Source organism: Brevundimonas sp. BH3 (assembly GCF_045345115.1).
Classification (GTDB): Bacteria; Pseudomonadota; Alphaproteobacteria; order Caulobacterales; family Caulobacteraceae; genus Brevundimonas.
The window spans coordinates 1,762,786-1,780,547 of record NZ_CP150796.1; the positions used below are offsets into that span (position 1 = coordinate 1,762,786).

The 17,762-nt window shown below is 59.0% G+C and carries 19 protein-coding genes; 1 reads left to right on the top strand and 18 read right to left on the bottom strand.

From position 1 onward, the window contains the following. Positions 1–89: 89 nt before the first annotated feature. A complete protein-coding gene (locus WEU32_RS08580; RefSeq protein WP_312812859.1) occupies positions 90–362 on the bottom strand; it encodes a DUF1467 family protein in 273 nt (90 codons plus the stop codon). A gap of 85 nt (positions 363–447) precedes the next feature. Between WEU32_RS08580 and WEU32_RS08585 the strand changes: the two genes are divergently transcribed. Then, positions 448–804 (top strand): isomerase, encoded by a 357-nt coding sequence (locus WEU32_RS08585; protein WP_312136963.1) that lies wholly within the window; start codon positions 448–450, stop codon positions 802–804. Between the two features lie 9 nt (positions 805–813). On the opposite strand, the gene WEU32_RS08590 is transcribed toward WEU32_RS08585, so the two are convergent. The 17 genes from WEU32_RS08590 to WEU32_RS08670 form a co-directional block, all read right to left on the bottom strand. Then, entirely contained in the window at positions 814–1,152 is a 339-nt protein-coding gene (locus WEU32_RS08590; RefSeq protein ID WP_406851607.1) for a DUF3088 family protein, read from the bottom strand. Further along, on the bottom strand, positions 1,152–2,825 hold the full coding sequence (locus WEU32_RS08595; protein ID WP_406851608.1) for a ribonuclease J: 1,674 nt from the start codon (positions 2,823–2,825) through the stop codon (positions 1,152–1,154). The genes WEU32_RS08590 and WEU32_RS08595 overlap by 1 nt, the downstream gene beginning before the upstream one ends. 7 nt (positions 2,826–2,832) lie before the next feature. Beyond that, positions 2,833–3,639 carry a type III pantothenate kinase gene (locus WEU32_RS08600; protein WP_406853421.1) on the bottom strand — a complete coding sequence of 269 codons (807 nt, stop codon included), beginning with the start codon at positions 3,637–3,639 and terminating at the stop codon, positions 2,833–2,835. Beyond that, positions 3,636–4,379, bottom strand: a complete 744-nt coding sequence (locus WEU32_RS08605) for a biotin--[acetyl-CoA-carboxylase] ligase (RefSeq protein WP_406851609.1) — start codon at positions 4,377–4,379, stop codon at positions 3,636–3,638. Before WEU32_RS08605 ends, WEU32_RS08600 begins: the two co-directional genes overlap by 4 nt. A 9-nt stretch (positions 4,380–4,388) precedes the next feature. Further along, positions 4,389–5,831 carry an NADH-quinone oxidoreductase subunit NuoN gene (gene nuoN / locus WEU32_RS08610; protein ID WP_312136955.1) on the bottom strand — a complete coding sequence of 481 codons (1,443 nt, stop codon included), beginning with the start codon at positions 5,829–5,831 and terminating at the stop codon, positions 4,389–4,391. A gap of 7 nt (positions 5,832–5,838) precedes the next feature. Further along, the gene (locus WEU32_RS08615; RefSeq protein ID WP_406851610.1) at positions 5,839–7,326 is read right to left on the bottom strand and encodes an NADH-quinone oxidoreductase subunit M; all 1,488 of its coding nucleotides are present in this window, start codon (positions 7,324–7,326) and stop codon (positions 5,839–5,841) included. A gap of 5 nt (positions 7,327–7,331) precedes the next feature. Continuing rightward, positions 7,332–9,392 (bottom strand): NADH-quinone oxidoreductase subunit L, encoded by a 2,061-nt coding sequence (nuoL, locus tag WEU32_RS08620; protein WP_406853422.1) that lies wholly within the window; start codon positions 9,390–9,392, stop codon positions 7,332–7,334. A 14-nt stretch (positions 9,393–9,406) separates the two neighbouring features. After that, positions 9,407–9,715: an NADH-quinone oxidoreductase subunit NuoK gene (gene nuoK, locus WEU32_RS08625; RefSeq protein WP_167177326.1), complete on the bottom strand. Its 309-nt coding sequence runs from the start codon at positions 9,713–9,715 to the stop codon at positions 9,407–9,409. Beyond that, positions 9,715–10,341, bottom strand: a complete 627-nt coding sequence (locus WEU32_RS08630) for an NADH-quinone oxidoreductase subunit J (protein ID WP_406851611.1) — start codon at positions 10,339–10,341, stop codon at positions 9,715–9,717. The genes nuoK and WEU32_RS08630 overlap by 1 nt, the downstream gene beginning before the upstream one ends. Positions 10,342–10,456: 115 nt before the next feature. Further along, positions 10,457–10,948: an NADH-quinone oxidoreductase subunit NuoI gene (gene nuoI, locus WEU32_RS08635; protein WP_167177321.1), complete on the bottom strand. Its 492-nt coding sequence runs from the start codon at positions 10,946–10,948 to the stop codon at positions 10,457–10,459. After that, positions 10,948–11,154: a hypothetical protein gene (locus WEU32_RS08640; protein WP_312136949.1), complete on the bottom strand. Its 207-nt coding sequence runs from the start codon at positions 11,152–11,154 to the stop codon at positions 10,948–10,950. The genes nuoI and WEU32_RS08640 overlap by 1 nt, the downstream gene beginning before the upstream one ends. A 4-nt stretch (positions 11,155–11,158) precedes the next feature. Then, positions 11,159–12,238, bottom strand: a complete 1,080-nt coding sequence (gene nuoH, locus WEU32_RS08645; protein WP_312136947.1) for an NADH-quinone oxidoreductase subunit NuoH — start codon at positions 12,236–12,238, stop codon at positions 11,159–11,161. A gap of 3 nt (positions 12,239–12,241) precedes the next feature. Beyond that, positions 12,242–14,287 carry an NADH-quinone oxidoreductase subunit NuoG gene (gene nuoG, locus WEU32_RS08650; RefSeq protein ID WP_406851612.1) on the bottom strand — a complete coding sequence of 682 codons (2,046 nt, stop codon included), beginning with the start codon at positions 14,285–14,287 and terminating at the stop codon, positions 12,242–12,244. A gap of 5 nt (positions 14,288–14,292) precedes the next feature. Continuing rightward, positions 14,293–15,606, bottom strand: a complete 1,314-nt coding sequence (nuoF, locus tag WEU32_RS08655; RefSeq protein WP_312136943.1) for an NADH-quinone oxidoreductase subunit NuoF — start codon at positions 15,604–15,606, stop codon at positions 14,293–14,295. Positions 15,607–15,612: 6 nt separating this feature from the next. Further along, positions 15,613–15,882, bottom strand: coding sequence for a hypothetical protein (locus tag WEU32_RS08660; RefSeq protein WP_167177314.1), 270 nt, complete (start codon positions 15,880–15,882; stop codon positions 15,613–15,615). Next, entirely contained in the window at positions 15,882–16,550 is a 669-nt protein-coding gene (nuoE, locus tag WEU32_RS08665) for an NADH-quinone oxidoreductase subunit NuoE (RefSeq protein ID WP_406851613.1), read from the bottom strand. The genes WEU32_RS08660 and nuoE overlap by 1 nt, the downstream gene beginning before the upstream one ends. Then, positions 16,547–17,725, bottom strand: a complete 1,179-nt coding sequence (locus WEU32_RS08670; protein WP_406853423.1) for an NADH-quinone oxidoreductase subunit D — start codon at positions 17,723–17,725, stop codon at positions 16,547–16,549. Before WEU32_RS08670 ends, nuoE begins: the two co-directional genes overlap by 4 nt. Between the last annotated feature and the right edge of the window lie 37 nt (positions 17,726–17,762).

Below are 17,762 nucleotides of genomic sequence, written 5' to 3' on the forward strand. Positions count from 1 at the left end.
TAGGCTTTCCTAAATCTTGTCCGGCGTGATTACCCTTTGGGCCTTTGACATGGCAACGCGCTCAGACGGAAAAATGGCATTTGAAGTGGTTACAATGCTGGAAGTTGTGCAGCATTGATCTGTGGCACTGGAATAATACCTGACCACACCACGCCGACGATCAGCGCCCACACAATAGCCGCGACCCATGTCGTCGTGATAAATTTCTTCTTCAGATTGGGGTTTTCCGGCGCGCCCCACTGGCTGCCATCGGTTGGAGGTGCGCCCACCTGGCTGCTCATGCCCAGCGGCAGGATCATAAACAACACAATCCACCATGCCGTCAGATAGATAGCGACAAGAGTAAATGGGCCCAGCGGCATAGACTTAATCCCTCATAGACAATCGCCAAAGGTGACGTACCAGCCTCTCGGGCCTATGACGTGATCCCTTATTCAAAGGACCGTCATGCCACAGATTACGCTGGAACACTCCACCCATTTCGACGCAGCCGATTATCGTGCTTTGGCACTGGAAATCCACCAACTGTGCGTCACCCATGTCGGTGCCACGATTCAGGCCTGTAAAACACGCGTCATTCGCGTCGAAAACCTGATTATCGCCAATGGAAGCCCTAAACAGGCCATGGCCCACTGTGACCTGCGTATCCTCAGCGGGCGCACTCAGGAACAAAAGACCGCTCTGGCCGATGCCGTGCAGCAGGCCATGCTCAAACACCTGATCCAATATGATGGCCCGCGCCAGATCAGTGTCGAGATCGGCAATCTGGACAAGCCCAACTATCGTAAAAACGTGTTGGGCTAATCTCCAGATTTAAGGATGCGGGCGGCCGATACCGTAACGGGCCGCCCAGTAAGGCAAGATAGCCTCGTCTTTCAGATAGCGTGCGCCCGTTTCCTCACTGACCAGTGCATCAGGCCAGTCGAACTGGCCATCCAACACCAGCATAGGGCAGGACTGGTCAGCCTCGCCCACCACAGCCACAACAGCCGCACGCGGACGCGGGTGATCCACACGGATCACCTCAGTCACGTCTTTCAGGCGCGGATAGAGGTTTAGAACCCCCTCAATCACCGCGCCCGGCGGGCAGTACCAGGGACCGCCATGATCGTCGAACCAGTCAGGGTTCAGTAGATAAAGACGGTCCGCCATCACAGCCTCAAAACTACGGTTTCAACGATGGGGCGACGGCCCCAGACCTTTTGCGAGGACTTTTTCAGTGTGCGGGCCACAGCCTGTTCGATGACGATTTCGTCTGCCAGAGCATCGCCCTTCAGACCACGAACCGCGTCCTCGACACGCTCGGCCAGATCATCCAGAACCTCTTCCAGCGGGCGGTCTTCGTTGCCCGGCAGGCCGACCGAACGGATGTCGATATCGCTGACCATACGGCCGCGCTTGTCGAGGGCGAAGGCCACGATCAGCATACCGTTACTGGCTGCGTGTTTGCGCTCGCGCAGAGCTTCGCCCTGCTCTTCCACCAAAATACCGCCATCCACGAACAGACGGCCAGCCGGTACTTCGTCGATGATTTCGGCATAGCCGGGAGCCAGACGCACCATGTCGCCATTGCGCGGTGTGACCACCTGCTCGATGCCAATTTCCTTGGCCAGCTGGCCATGCTCGATCAGGTGACGGCGCTGGCCATGGGTCGGCACAGCAATCTTGGGGCGCGCCCATGCATACATCTGACGCAGTTCGTCACGGCACGGGTGACCCGAGACGTGAATGCCCGGATGGCCCTTCTCGGTGTAAATCTTCACACCACGGTCAGCCAGCTTGTCTTGCAGTCGTGCGATCGGCAGTTCATTGCCCGGAATGACGCGCGACGAGAAGATGCAGTGGTCGCCCTGCCCCAGCTTGATGAACGGGTGCGTACCTTCGGCTACGCGCGACAGGGCTGCGCGGGCTTCGCCTTGTGAGCCAGTGCAAAGATAAAGGATCTTATCCGCAGGCCAGATCTTAGCCTCTTCTTCCGACAGGAACGGCTCGACATCCATCAACATACCGACCGACTTAGCAGCGGCTGTGATGCGGTGCATCGAACGACCAGCCAGTGCAACACGGCGACCGGCGGCCTCTGCGGCGCGGATGACACTGTCCATACGGGCGACGTTGGATGCAAAGCAGCCGACAGCAACGCGACCCTTCAACGGCGCGATCAGATCGGCCAAATGCTTGGCAACCTCGCCTTCGGAACCCGCGGTGCCTTCCACGAACACGTTCGTAGAATCACAGATCATAGCCAGAACGCCTTCGTCACCTAGCTTGGTGATGGCCGCTACGTCCGTCTTGTCACCGACAATAGGCTCGTCGTCGATCTTCCAATCGCCCGTGTGCAGCACCGTGCCCAGCGGGGTCTTGATAGCCAGACCGTTCGGTTCTGCAATCGAGTGGGTAATGGTGACATAGGTCACTTCAAACGGATCAAGATTGACCGTTCCACCCAGAGCGATTTCGTTCAGTTCGACGTCTTCCGCCAGATTGTGATCGCGCAGTTTTTCGCGGATCAGGAAGGCCGTGAACGGCGTCGCATAAAGCGGAGCCTTGATGCGCTCGAACAGCCAGCCCAGAGCACCGATATGGTCTTCATGCGCGTGGGTCAGCACAATGCCCAGAATTTCCTCGCCCTCGAGGAAGGAAGGATCGGGCACAATCACATCCACGCCGGGCGTGGACTGGTCACCAAAGGTCACACCGACATCGACAATGATCCATTTGCGGTCATGCTCTGGGCCAAAGCCGTAAGCATTAAGGTTCATGCCGACCTCGTTCGACCCGCCCAGAGGCAGGAAAACGAGTTCGTTTTGATTTTCGCTAGTCATACAGTCCTTAACGGAGGTTATTCCGCCGCCAGATTTCCAAAAGGCCGCGGATGGTCAGGTCCGGATCAAACCGGTCGATTGTGGTACTGGTCCCCTCGAACAGAGACGCGACACCGCCGGTTCCCACCACGGTCATCGGACGTCCCCACTCTGCCTTGATCTTGGTGACGAGCCCGTCAATGAGGCTGACATAGCCCCAAAAAACCCCCGATTGCATCGAGGTTACGGTGTCACGCCCAATCACGACTGAGGGCCGTTGAATGGCAATTCGCGGCAGTTTCGCTGCCGCTTCGTGCAGAGCCTGCACAGAAAGATTGATACCCGGCGCGATAACACCACCCTCGAAGGCTCCCGCCCCCGGGGTGTCACCGGACGATACGATATCGAATGTGGTGGCTGTTCCGCTGTCGATCAACAGCAGGTCACCGGAATAGGTCGTCAGGGCACCGATTGCGTTTACCAGACGGTCGGCACCGGCCTCGCTCGGCTTGGGGATACGCACCTCGATACCCAGTTCAGCATTCTCGCCAATCACCAGAGGTTCGACTTCCAGATAGCGACGCGACAGGTTTCGTAGATTGAAGATCGACTGCGGCACCACGCTCGAAATAATGCAGCCGTCCATATCGACCATAGCCAGCTTGCGCTTGGTTTTCGCGCTCATCAGTTCAAACAACTGGTGCAACCAGACTGCATATTCATCGGCTGTGCGTGTCGCCTCTGTGGCCGTACGCCACTGCGCGATCCAGTCGTGACCGTCATGCACGGCAAATAATGTATTGGTGTTGCCCTGTTCAATCGCCAGCAGCATCAGCCATTCTCTCCGAAAAACACATCGCCTGCCGAGATTATACGCACACTTCCGTCTGACAGCTTCAGCCGCAAAGAACCATCGGGTTCGATACCGTCAGCGGTACCTTCCAGAGTTTCATTCGGCAATCGGGCAATACATGGGCCAAACAGGCCCGGCGTGCGTGAAACCCATGCCTGACGCACACCGCCAAAGCCCTGTGTCTGCCACAGGACCAACCAGTGGTCGAAAATGTCGGCCAGTGCCTGTCCGGCCTCTTCAATCGTGGGGGCAAAGATGTGGCCGGTGCCCAGATGATCGGCAACGCATGTGGCCGGACGCTCTGTGCCTGTAGGTGCCGCTTGAAGATTTACGCCGATACCGACCGCCAGCCACAAACCGCCCTCTGGCGCAGATCCGCTTTCCAGCAGGATACCGCTGACCTTTTTGCCATCCAGCAGGACGTCATTGGGCCATTTGATCGAGAGCAGGCTGGGCGGCACATAGCGGGCGACAAGATCATACACCGCCAACGCAGCGACAAAGGTCAGCTGCGAGGCTTCGAAGGGCGTCTTGTCGAGTTTGAGAAGCAGGGTCTGGGCCAGGTTGCCCGTATCCAAATCCCAGCCGCGCCCCCTGCGGGCGCGACCGGCTGTTTGGTGTTTGGCTGCAATCCACAGGGGACCGAACTCGCCCTCCTCTGCACGTCTCCGTGCTTCGAGATTGGTCGAGTCGGTCTCCCTTAGGATCAGAACCGGAGCCACCAAGGCTCCTTAACCTACGCCTACGCCAGCGGCCGCAGCCTTGGTCAGCGGCTCCAGCCATGCCAGAGCGATGATCACGACAGGGAAGGCAAAGGCTGCAGCAGCCCAAGCGATCCACTGGGCTTCCAGCGGGGCTTTGTCGGTCTTCACTTCCGTTGCCGGAGCATCGAACCACATCATCTTGATGAGGCGCAGATAGTAGAAGGCCGCCACAACCGAAGCCACCAGACCGGCAACACCAGCCATCCAGTAACCGGCATCAGCTGCCGCACCGAAGACATAGAACTTGCCCCAGAAGCCCGACAGCGGCGGAATGCCGACAGCCGACAGCGACAGGATGGTCAAGGCAATCGCCGTAACCGGACGGTCCTGCTTCAGACCAGCCAGATCGGAGATGTTGCGGATCGGACGACCATTGCGGCTCAGCGACAGCAGGACAGCAAAGAAGCCGAACTGGTCGATGACATACAGGGTCATGAACATCAGCATGGCTTGAACGCCAAGCTCGGTACCCGCAGCAACACCCAGAAGGGCATAGCCGATATTGATGATCGACGAATAGGCCAGCAGACGCTGGATGTCTTTTTGCATCAGGCCGCCGAAGGCACCCACAGCAAACGAGATCAGTGAGATCAGGATGATGACCTGTGCCCACTGGAAGTGTGCAAGGTTAAAGCCGTCGATCAGAACGCGGGCGATCAGGATCATGGCTGCGACCTTCGGTGCCGTGGCAAACAGCGCCACAACCGGGGTCGGGGCACCCTGATACACGTCAGGCGTCCACATGTGGAACGGAGCGGCCGAAACCTTGAACGCCAGACCGGCAATCAGGAAGACCATGCCGAAGATCAGACCCGGACCCGGATTGTTCGATGCAAAGGCGGCGATTTCGTCGAACTTCATCGAGCCGGCGAAACCGTAGATCAGGCTGGCACCATAAAGCAGGATACCGGAGGACAGCGCGCCTAGCACAAAATACTTCAGGCCCGCTTCCGAGGCGACAAGGCTGTCACGACGATAGGCGGCCAGAACGTATAGGGCCAGCGAGTGCATCTCGATGCCGATATAGAGCGAGATCAGATCGCCCGACGACGCCATCATGCCCATACCGACCGAAGCCAGTACGATCAGGACCGGATATTCGAACTTGGCGATCTTGTTACGGTGCATCCAGCCATCACCGAGGATGATAGCCACAGCCGAGGACAGGAAGATAAGCGCCTTGCCATAAACGGACAGCGGATCAGCGATATAGGTACCGCCGAAAGCCAGACCCAGTGGGCCGGTGACCGTCAGTGCCGTTGCGACCAGAAGCAACAGAACCGACAGGCCGGAAACCAGACGCGTGGCCTTCTCGCCGGCGAAAGCACCGATCATGAGGAGGACCAGGCCGCCGACCGCGAGTGTTACCTCGGGGGCGGCCAGTTGGAGTGCTGAAGACAGATCAGTCATAGTTCTCTCACCCGCCGATTGCTGCGCGATAGGCGGTGGTCAGGGCTTCAACGGACGGGCCGGTGATGTCCAGAATGGCGTTCGGATACAGACCGAGGCCGATGGTGCCGATGATCAGCGGCACGAACAAAAGCAGCTCGCGCTTGTCGATATCGGTGATGTTTTCCAGCGCGGGATTGGTGATCGGGCCGTACATGACATTGCGGAACAGCGTCAGGGCGTAAACAGCCGAGAAGATCACACCCGAGGCCGCGATCAGGGCCGTCCAGGTCGAGACCTGATAGGCACCGGTCATGGTCAGCACTTCACCAACAAAGCCCGAAGTGCCCGGCAAGCCGACATTGGCCATGGTGAACATCAGGAAGATGGCAGCATACCAGGGCATGCGCGCCGTCAGACCGCCGTAGAAGGCGATTTCACGGGTGTGCATGCGGTCATAGACAACGCCAACGCAGAGGAAGAGCGCGCCCGAGATCAGACCGTGGCTGAGCATCTGGAACACGGCACCCTGAACACCGGTTTCGTTTCCGGCGAAGATGCCCATGGTCACGAAGCCCATGTGTGCGACCGACGAATAAGCGATCAGCTTCTTGATGTCGGTCTGACGGAAAGCGACCAGCGAGGTGTAAACCACGGCGATCACCGACAGGGCGAACACCAGCGGGGTGAACATTTCCGAAGCCAGCGGGAACATCGGCAGGTTGAACAGGATGAAACCGTAGCCACCCAGCTTCAGCAGGATACCGGCCAGAATGACCGAACCGGCGGTCGGTGCCTGAACGTGGGCATCCGGCAACCAGGTGTGGACCGGCCACATTGGCATCTTCACCGCAAACGAGGCGAAGAAGGCCAGCCACAGCAAGGTCTGGGCCTGCGCGCCGAACTCGTAGTTCTTCAGATCAGGAATGCTGGTGGTGCCGGTTTCGTGCGCCATCCACAGCATGGCCAGCAGCATCAGAACCGAACCCAGCAGGGTATAGAGGAAGAACTTGTACGAAGCGTAGATACGGTTCGCACCACCCCAGATACCAATGATGAGGAACATCGGAACCAGAGTGCCTTCGAAGAAGACGTAGAACAGGAACAGGTCCAGCGCGGTGAACACGCCGATGACCAGCGTCTCCAAAACAAGGAATGCCACCATGTATTCCACGACGCGATGCTCGATCGATTTCCAGCTGGCGATCACGCAGATCGGCATCAGGAAGGCGGTCAGCAGCACGAACAGGATGGACACACCATCCACGCCCAGATGGTAAGCGGCACCCGCAAACCACGGCACATGTTCAACGAACTGATAGGCAGTGTTCGAAGGGTCGAACTGGGCCGTCAGCAGGACGGAAACAGCCAGAACCACCAGCGTGGTGCCAAGGGCAATCCAGCGTGCGGCGGGTGCTGCGGCTTCCTTGTCGCCCTTGATCAGCAGGCTGGCGGCGATGATCGCCGCAACCCCGAGAAGCGGAAGGAAGGTAACGATGCTCAGAATGTGAGGCACGAGGTTCAGGCTCCCCACGTGAAGATGGCGAAGGCGAGGAACGCGGCCACACCAATCAGCATCACGAATGCATAGAAGTAAACGAAACCGGACTGGAAGCGCGACAGCCAACCGGCCGACTTAAGCGAGGCCCATGCCGCGCCGTTCGGACCCAGACCGTCGATGATCTTCACGTCACCGATCTTCCAGAAGAAGTCGCCCAGAGCCTTGGTGCCCTTAACGAATGTGACATTGTAAAGTTCGTCCCAGTACCACTTATTATAAAGGAAGGTGTACAGCGGCCCCTTCTTGGCAGCCATTTCCTTGGCGGCACCTTCCTTCACGACATACAGCCAGTAGGCGATGAACGTACCCAGCAGGGTTACGATCAGCGGAGCCCACTTCACCCACGTCGGAACGCTGTGGCTGTCGTGCAACACATGGTTCGCCTCGGCGGTGAAGATGGCACCACGCCAGAACTCGGCTTCGTGGTGACCAATGAAGTGCGGCGCAAAGAACATACCGGCAGCGACAGCGCCGACCGAGAGAACCAACAGCGGCACAACCATGATCCACGGGCTTTCGTGCGGTTGCAGTGGGCCGTGGTGGTGATCGTCGTGCGCGTGGTCGTCATGGGCGTCATGAGCATGCGCATCGGCATGAGCGTGGGCGTCGTCGTGATGAGCGCCCTCCTCTTCCTTCCACTGTGCTTTGTTGTGGAAGGTCATGAAGACCAGACGCCACGAATAGTATGCGGTTAGCAGAGCAGCCGACAGACCGATCACGAAGGCAAACATACCGAAAACAGCGTGGCCCGAAGTGGCCGATGCGTAGGCGCTCTCAAGGATCGAGTCCTTAGAGTAGAAGCCGGCAAAGCCACCAATACCCGGAATCCCCAGACCCGTGATGGCAATCGTGCCGATCATCATGGTGGCATAGGTCACTGGGAGCAGTTTCCACAGGCCGCCCATCTTACGCATGTCTTGCTCATGGTGCATGCCGTGAATGACCGAACCGGCACCCAGGAACAGCAGAGCCTTGAAGAAGGCGTGCGTGAACAGGTGGAACATGGCCGACTGGTACGCACCGACGCCAGCAGCGAAGAACATGTAGCCGAGCTGCGAGCAGGTCGAGTACGCGATCACGCGCTTGATGTCGTTCTGCATCATGCCAACGGTCGCAGCGAAGATCGCCGTAATACCGCCGATGATGGTGATGAACTGAGTTGCAACCGGAGCATGCTCATACAGCGGCGACAGCAGGCAGACCATATAGACGCCCGCGGTCACCATGGTTGCCGCGTGGATCAGAGCCGACACAGGGGTCGGGCCTTCCATCGCGTCCGGCAGCCAGGTGTGCAGGAAGAACTGGGCCGACTTGCCCATCGCGCCGATGAACAGCAGCAGACCGGCAAGGTCCAGAGCCGACCAGTTATGGCCGAGGAATTCCCAACCGGTGCCAGCCTTGTCCGCGATCAGCGGGAAGAATTTGGCGAACTCGATGGTTCCGAACATCCAGAACACGGTCATCATGCCGAGCAGGAAGCCGAAGTCACCCACGCGGTTGACGACGAATGCCTTGATCGAAGCCGCAGTAGCCGACGGCTTCTTGTACCAGAAGCCGATCAACAGATACGAGGCCAGACCCACACCTTCCCAGCCGAAGAACATCTGCAGGAAGTCGGCGGCCGTCACCAGCGACAGCATCATGAAGGTAAACAGCGACAGATAGGCAAAGAAGCGCGGACGGCTGTCGTCCTCCTTCATATAGCCCCAGCTGTAGAGGTGAACGAGCGCCGAAACGCTGGTCACCACGATCAGCATGGTCGCCGACATGGCGTCGATGCGGATCGACCAGTTCGAAACAAAGTCGCCAACATGGATGAACGGCAGCAACTTGATGGTGAAGGCTTCGAGGCCGCCCCACGTCCACTGGCTGAACACGATCCAAGAGATAATGCACGAAACGAACAGCAGGCCGGTCGTCACTGCCTGAGAGGCAATGTCGCCGATCCGGCGTCCGAAGAAGCCGGCAATCGCCGCGCCGATCAGCGGGGCGAAAATACCGATAGTGACGAGAGTTTGGATAGTCACGGTTCCAATCAGCCCTTCATCACAGAGGCATCGTCCACAGCGATATCGCCGCGGTTACGGAAGAAGGTCACGAGAATAGCAAGACCCACAGCCGCTTCAGCAGCCGCCACGGTCAGCACAAAGATCGCCATCAGCTGACCTTCGACATTGCCGAGATAGCGCGAGAAAGCGACAAAGTTAATATTCACGGCCAGCAGGATCATCTCGATCGACATCAAGATGACAATGATGTTCTTGCGGTTCACGAAGATGCCGAACACGCCAATGGTGAACAACATGGCCCCTACGGCCAGATAGTGCGCCAGAGCGATTTCCATCACAGAAGCTCCTCGGGTTTCACGCCAGCACCCGTAGTGACCGACTTGATTTCAACGGCATCCACGCGAAGGCGGTTTGCCTGAGCAGCCAGATCCTGACGCAGAACACCGTCACGCTTGCGCAGCGTCAGAACGATCGCGCCGATCATGGCCACCAGCAGGACGATACCCGCAGCCTGGAAGAAATAGATGTAGTCGGTGTACAGAACACGACCGATGCTCTGGGTGTTGCTGACGCCTTCCGGCAGTGCCGCCGGAGCCAGTGCAGCACTAGCAGCACCGCCCTGCACAACAGCCAGCGAAACCATTATCATCTCGGCCAGCAGGATGATCGCCACAATACCGGCCAGAGGCAGATAACGCGCATACCCTTCGCGCAGACGCACGAAGTCAACATCCAGCATCATCACGACGAACAGGAACAGAACCGCGACCGCGCCGACATAAACCACCACCAACAACATGGCGAGGAATTCGGCACCGAGCAGAACAAAAAGACCGGCTGCCGAGAAGAAGGTCAGGATCAGCCAGAGAACGGAGTGGACAGGACTACGCGCGGTCACGACCAGCAGGCCGGACACCACAGCAATCGTTGCCAGAATATAGAAGGCCAGGCCTTGCAGCATGTGCGGGACGACGCCCCCTTCAAAACCAATGGTTCGGATGTCAGTCCGAACCCTTCCAGAATTGTGGCCCCGATCCGGATGAACGGGGTCAGTACGACAGAAATAGACGCCCCGTTTAACGGTACGGCGCGTCCAGTTCCAGATTCTTTGCGATCAAACGCTCCCAACGGTCGCCATTATCGAGCAGGCGTTCCTTGTCGTAGAGCAGTTCTTCACGCGTTTCGGTCGCGAACTCGGAGTTCGGACCTTCGACGATCGCGTCCACCGGGCAGGCTTCCTGGCACAGACCGCAGTAAATGCACTTCACCATATCGATGTCGTAACGGGTGGTACGACGCGAGCCATCGGCACGAGGTTCTGCCTCGATGGTGATGGCTTGAGCCGGACAGATCGCCTCGCAAAGTTTGCAGGCAATGCAGCGTTCTTCACCGTTCGGATAGCGACGCAGAGCGTGCTCGCCACGGAAACGCGGCGATTGCGGGTTGCGCTCGAACGGATAGTTCACCGTCGCTTTCGGCTTCAGCATGTACTTCATCGACAGGCCGACGGCGCCGAACACGTCGGTCAGCATCGCGCCCTTGGCCGCCTGAACGATACGGGTCAGCATTACGATCTCACTCCAGCGCACTCGCGTTTATAGCGTGCGCTATCCTTATCCAAAGTCTGACAGAGACGCTGTTTTTCAGCGCCCTGCCGCATGATTTCATTCTGCCGCTCTTCCCATTGATAAACCGACACAGGATCGGCCTCATAGGGTGCACTACAGGCTGTCATGCCGAGCAAAACAGCCAATAGCGGGAGCGACAGACGCATTACATCAGGCTCCGACGGCGAACACGCGCCACGCTGCCACAGCGATAACGGCAACCAGCGAGAACGGCAGGAAGATTTTCCAGCCCAGACGCATCAGTTGGTCATAGCGGTAACGCGGGACGAATGCCTTCACCAAAGCAATCATGAAGAACCAGAACACCGTTTTCACGATGAAGGTCAGCAGATAGATGGTGTAAGCCACAAATGTCGGCAGGCTGGCCATAAAATCTTCCGACAGGAAGCCCGGGTTCCAACCGCCCGTGAACATCAGGGTCAGCATGGCGCACATGAAGACGATGTTCGCGTATTCACCGATCATGAACAGCAGATACGGCGTCGACGAATACTCGACCTGATAACCGGCGACCAGTTCCGATTCCGCTTCCGGAAGATCGAACGGCGGACGGTTGGTTTCAGCCAGTGCCGAAATGAAGAAGACAATGGTGATCGGCAGCATGATGACGATCAGAGGCCAGGTCCCTGCCCCGCCACCGAAAACGTTCCAGTTCCAGAAGAAACCAGCCTGATCGGTAACAATCTTGGTCAGGTTCATCGAACCGGACAGCAGGATCACCGTGATCAGGATCAGACCCATCGACACTTCGTACGACACCATCTGTGCCGCCGAACGCAGTGCGCCAAGGAACGGATACTTCGAGTTCGAAGCCCAGCCACCCATGATGATGCCGTAAACACCCAGCGACGAGATCGCCAGAATGTACAGGATACCCACGTTCAGATCGGCAATAACCCAACCCGGTGCGAACGGAATGGCCGCCCAAGCCACAAAGGCCAGCACAAAGCTGATCAGCGGGGCCAGAATGAAGACCACCTTGTCCGAACCTGCCGGAATCACGATTTCCTTCAGAACGAATTTGAAGAAGTCCGCAAACGATTGCAGCAGGCCGAACGGGCCAACCACGTTCGGGCCTTTACGCAGCTGAACACCTGCCCAGACCTTACGGTCGGCCAACAGCAGGAAGGCCAGCGAGATCAGGATACCAACGGTAACCAGCAGGATCCCGCCGACAGTGATGAGGGTCCAGCCGAGCGGCGTAGCCCAGAATGAAGTCGCAGCTTCCATGTCTTACTCCGCCGCCAGTGCGACCGGCGCGACCCGTTCACGGGACAGTTCGGCCATGGTTTCGCTGGCGCGCGCAATCGGGTTGGTCAGATAGGGATCGGTGATCGTGGAGACGAAGGCGATATCGCCTGCATCGCCCTTAACACCCAGCGATGCCACGTCGAACGAAGCCGACGGAGCCAGATAGTCGATACGGCCGAACGACGGCACATCGGCCATCAGCTTGGCGCGCAGTTGGTTCAGATTGTCATACGGCAGGGTTTGACCCACGCGTTCCGAAAGAGCGCGAACTATAGCCCAGTCTTCCTTGGCCTCGCCCTTCGGGAACACAGCGCGTTCCGCCATCTGTACGCGGCCTTCGGTGTTCACATACAGACCCGACTTCTCGGTGTATGCGGCACCCGGCAGGATCACGTCAGCGCCATGAGCGCCACGGTCGCCGTGCGAGCCGAGGTAAACGCGGAAGGCGTCCGAACCCGAAGCGTTCACTTCGTCGGCACCTAGCAGGAACAGAACGTCCAGAGCGCCCGGCTTCAGCATGTCGGCAACCGACAGACCGCCGTCTTGCGGCAGGAAGCCCATGTCCAGACCCGCAACGCGAGCTGCAGCGGTGTGCAGCACGTTGAAGCCGTTCCAACCGTCCTTGACCACGCCAGCCTTCTTGGCCAGTGCGCCCAGAGCGTTCAGTACAGCCGGACCGGTTTCACCGACCAGAGCGCCCATACCGACGATGATCGCCGGACGTTCAGCCTTGGACAGGAAGTCGGTGACAGCCTTGGTCGGCTTGCCAACCAGCTTCGAGCCTTCGCCCAGATAGGCGTAGTCATAGGTCAGGTCGGCTTGTTGGCCGATGACAGCCACTTCAGCCTTACCGTTCAGCCAAGCCTTGCGAATACGGGCATTGAGCAGCGGAGCCTCGACGCGCGGGTTTGCACCCACGATCAGAATAGCGTCTGCGTTTTCAATGCCTTGAAGGCTGGAGTTAAACAGATAGCTCTCGCGGATATCGCCGCTCAGAGCCGCGCCGTCCTGACGGCAATCCGTATTGTTCGAGCCCAGCGCGCGGAATAGGTCCAGCACAGCCTTCATCGATTCAGCGTCTTGCAGGTCGCCAGCGATAGCACCGATGCGATCAGCCGAAGCCGACTTCAGCTTGGCAGCGACAGCGTTCAGAGCCTCATCCCACGATGCGGCGCGCAGCTTGCCGTTTTCACGGATCCACGGACGGTCGAGTCGACGGGTTTGCAGACCGTCAACCGCATAACGCGAACGGTCGGCCAGCCACTCTTCGTTGATGCCTTCGTTTACACGCGGCAGCACACGCATCACTTCCGAACCACGGTAGTCGGCACGGATATTGGAACCCAGAGCGTCCATCACGTCGATGGTTTCGGTCTTCTTCAGTTCCCACGGACGATAGTGGTACTGCCACGGGCGGTGCGTCAGCGCGCCCACAGGGCACAGATCATTGACGTTGCCCGACAGTTCGCTGTCGATGTTCTTTTCCAGATAGGTCGTGATCTCGGCACCTTCGCCGCGCGAGATCATACCGATGTCCGGAACCCCGGCCACTTCGGTGATGAAGCGAACGCAACGCGTGCACTGGATGCAGCGCGTCATGAACGTCTTGACCGTCGGGCCCATGTTCTTTTCTTCAACCGCGCGCTTGTTCTCGCTGTAACGCGAGCCGTCGCGGCCGTAACCCATGGCCTGGTCCTGCAGATCGCACTCGCCGCCCTGATCGCAGATCGGGCAATCCAGCGGGTGGTTGATCAGCAGGAACTCCATCACACCTTCGCGGGCCTTTTTGACCATCGGGGTGTCGGTGAAGATTTCCTGACCGGCAGCGGCAGGTAGAGCGCACGAAGCTTGCGGCTTCGGCGGTCCGGGCTTCACCTCGACGAGGCACATACGGCAGTTGCCGGCGATGGACAGGCGTTCGTGGTAGCAGAAGCGCGGGATTTCCTGCCCGGCGCGTTCCGCGACCTGCAGCACGGTCATGCCCTGCTCGAACTCAACCTCGACACCATTTACCTTGGCGATAGGCATTACGATTACTCCGCCGCGATCGTATGGCCGGCGAAGTTCGCGCGGCTGTTACGGTAGGTGTGGATGCGGTCTTCGATCTCGTGACGGAAGTGGCGGATCAAGCCTTGAACGGGCCAGGCCGCGGCGTCGCCGAGAGCGCAGATGGTGTGGCCTTCAACCTGACCGGCAACGTCCAGCAACAGGTCGATTTCCGACGGGTCGGCATCGCCGATCGCCATACGTTCCAGCACGCGCCACATCCAGCCGGTGCCTTCGCGGCACGGCGTGCACTGACCACAGCTCTCGTGCTTGAAGAAGTAGCTGATGCGGGCGATCGCACGAACGATGTCGGTGCTTTCGTCCATGACGGTTACACCGGCAGTGCCCAGCGACGAGCGTTGCTCGCGCATGGAATCGAAGTCCATCAGAGCGACTTCGGCCTGTTCACGAGTGATAACGGGGCACGAGGCACCGCCCGGAATGATGGCTTTCAGATTGCCCCAGCCGCCACGCACGCCGCCGCCGTGATCTTCGATCAGTTGGCGCAGCGGGATCGACATGGCTTCTTCGACGACGCAAGGCGTGTTCACGTGACCGGCCAGCGACATCAGCTTGGTGCCGGTGTTGTTCGGGCGACCGAAGCTGGCGAACCAGTCTGCGCCACGACGCAGGATGGTGCCGACCACAGCGATCGATTCCACGTTGTTCACGGTCGTCGGGCAGCCGTACAGGCCAGCGCCAGCCGGGAACGGCGGCTTCAGGCGCGGTTGGCCCTTCTTGCCTTCCAGCGATTCCAGCAGAGCGGTTTCTTCGCCGCAGATATAAGCGCCGGCACCGTGGTGGATATAGACGTGGAAGTCCCAGCCATGGACGTTGTTGTCGCCGATCAGCTTGGCTTCATAAGCCTGCTTGACGGCAGCTTCCATGCGCTCGCGCTCGAGAATGTACTCGCCGCGCAGGTAGATATAGCAAGCATGGGCCTGCATGGCGAAGGACGCGATCAGCGCACCTTCGATCAGCAGTTGCGGATCATGACGCATGATCTCGCGGTCTTTACAGGTCGCGGGCTCGGATTCATCGGCGTTGATGACGAGGTAGTGAGGACGATCCGTCACTTCCTTGGGCATGAACGACCACTTCAAGCCGGTCGAGAAGCCCGCACCACCACGACCGCGCAGGCCCGAGGCCTTCACGTTATCGATGATCCAGTCGCGGCCAAGGTCCAGCATGTCCTTGGTGGCGTTCCACGCGCCACGTTTCTTCGCGCCCTCAAGGCCCCAGTCATGGAGACCGTAAAGGTTGGTGAAGATCCGATCCTTGTCTTCGAGGATTCCGATCATGGTTCCTTAAAGTCCTTCCGCCATGCGGCGTTTGTGGTGGCGGGTGCGTTGGAAAATGGCCGCAATGACCAAGACCCAACCGGCAAATAGCATGCCGTATGCAACCTTCACCGCATCCTGGGTTAGGCCAAAACGGCCTTCCTGAGCGAATACAACAAGCAGGGCCGCGACCACGATCAGCACAAAGCCGCCAAGGCGCAGTTTCCACCCTACCCGCTTCAATTCAGCGCGATAGGCCGTTCTGCCTTCTGGAGTGTCGAGGTTCGGCCGTGCCATCAGGCGTCTGCCTTTTTCGGTTCGGAGTTCGGCAGCTTCGTGATCTTCTTGGCTGCCGAGCCGTCATACAGCGCCGGATCAAGCAAGACCTTGGCTCCGCCAACCGGTGCCGCGTTGTGGCGACCGCAATAGCTGCCAGCCTTCGGCGTCTTGCCAGCGGCAAAATCGTCGATGATCTGGGCCATGTTTTCCGGCGTCAGGTCTTCGTAATAGAGATCGTTGATCTGGGCGACCGGCGCATTGGAGCAAGCCCCGATGCACTCGACTTCCTGCCAGGTGAAGCGACCGTCGGCGGACAACTTGTCCTTGGGACCGATCTTTTCCTTGCAGACGCGCATCAGGTCTTGCGACCCGCGCAGCATGCACTGGGTGGTGCCGCAGACCTGGATCAGGGCGACCTTGCCGACCGGCTCCAACATGAACATGGTGTAGAAGGTGGCCACTTCCAGAACGCGGATATAGGCCATACCCAGCAGCTCGGCGATTGCGCGGATAGCCGGTTCGGAAACCCAGCCTTCCTGCTTCTGCACCAGCCACAAGACCGGGATCACAGCCGACTGGCGGCGCGATTCCGGATATTTCTTGATCCACCACTGGGCCTTTTCCATGGTTTCCTTCGAAAACTCGAAGGAAGCCGGCTGGATCTTGGCCAGACGACGTGCGCTCATCGGTCAACTTCTCCGAACACCATGTCGAGCGAGCCGAGGATGGCAGACACGTCGGCCAGCATGTGGCCACGGTTCATCCAGTCCATGGCCTGCAGGTGGCGGAAGCCCGGTGCAGACAGCTTGACGCGGTAAGGTTTGTTGGTGCCGTCCGACACCAGATATACGCCGAACTCGCCCTTGGGCGCTTCGACAGCCGCATACACTTCACCTTCAGGCGTCTTGAAGCCTTCGGTGTAGAGTTTGAAGTGGTGGATCAGCGCTTCCATCGAACGCTTCATCTCGCCACGACGCGGCGGGGTGACTTTGTTGTCTTCGGCCAGAACAGGCTCACCCGGGCAGTTACGCAGCTTGTGTACGCACTGTTCCATGATGCGGACCGACTGGCGCATCTCTTCGACGCGGCACAGGTAACGGTCCCAGCAGTCGCCGTTCTTGCCGACGACGATGTCGAATTCCATGTCCTCGTAGCAGTCGTACGGCTGGGCCTTGCGGATATCCCACGCAATGTCCGAACCGCGCAGCATGACGCCAGAGAAGCCCCATGCCAGCGCGTTCTCTTTCGAGACCACGCCGATGTCGACGTTACGCTGTTTGAAGATACGGTTTTCCGTAACCAGCTTTTCGATATCGTCGAGGGCGCGCGGGAACTCCTTGCACCAACGGTCGATGTCGTCGATCAGCTCAGGTGTCAGGTCCTGATGGACGCCACCCGGACGGAAATAGTTGGCGTGCAGACGCGCACCGCAGGCACGCTCGTAGAACACCATCAGCTTCTCGCGTTCTTCGTGGCCCCACAGCGGCGGGGTCAGAGCGCCCACGTCCATGGCTTGCATGGTCGAGTTCAGCAGGTGGTTCAGGATGCGGCCGATTTCCGAATACAGAACACGGATGAGCTGGCCACGGTAAGGCACCTCCACGCCCAGCAAGCGCTCGATAGCCAGACAGAAGGCGTGCTCCTGATTCATCGGGGACACATAGTCCAGACGATCCAGATACGGGATGTTCTGCAGATAGGTACGCGCTTCCATCAGCTTTTCGGTGCCGCGGTGCAGCAGGCCGATATGCGGGTCAACGCGGGTCACCAACTCGCCGTCCAGCTCCAGCACCAGACGCAGCACACCGTGCGCGGCCGGGTGTTGCGGACCGAAGTTGATGGTGAATTTACGATCGTCCATCGCACGGGCATGCGGGGTCAGGCCGTCTTCGTAATCC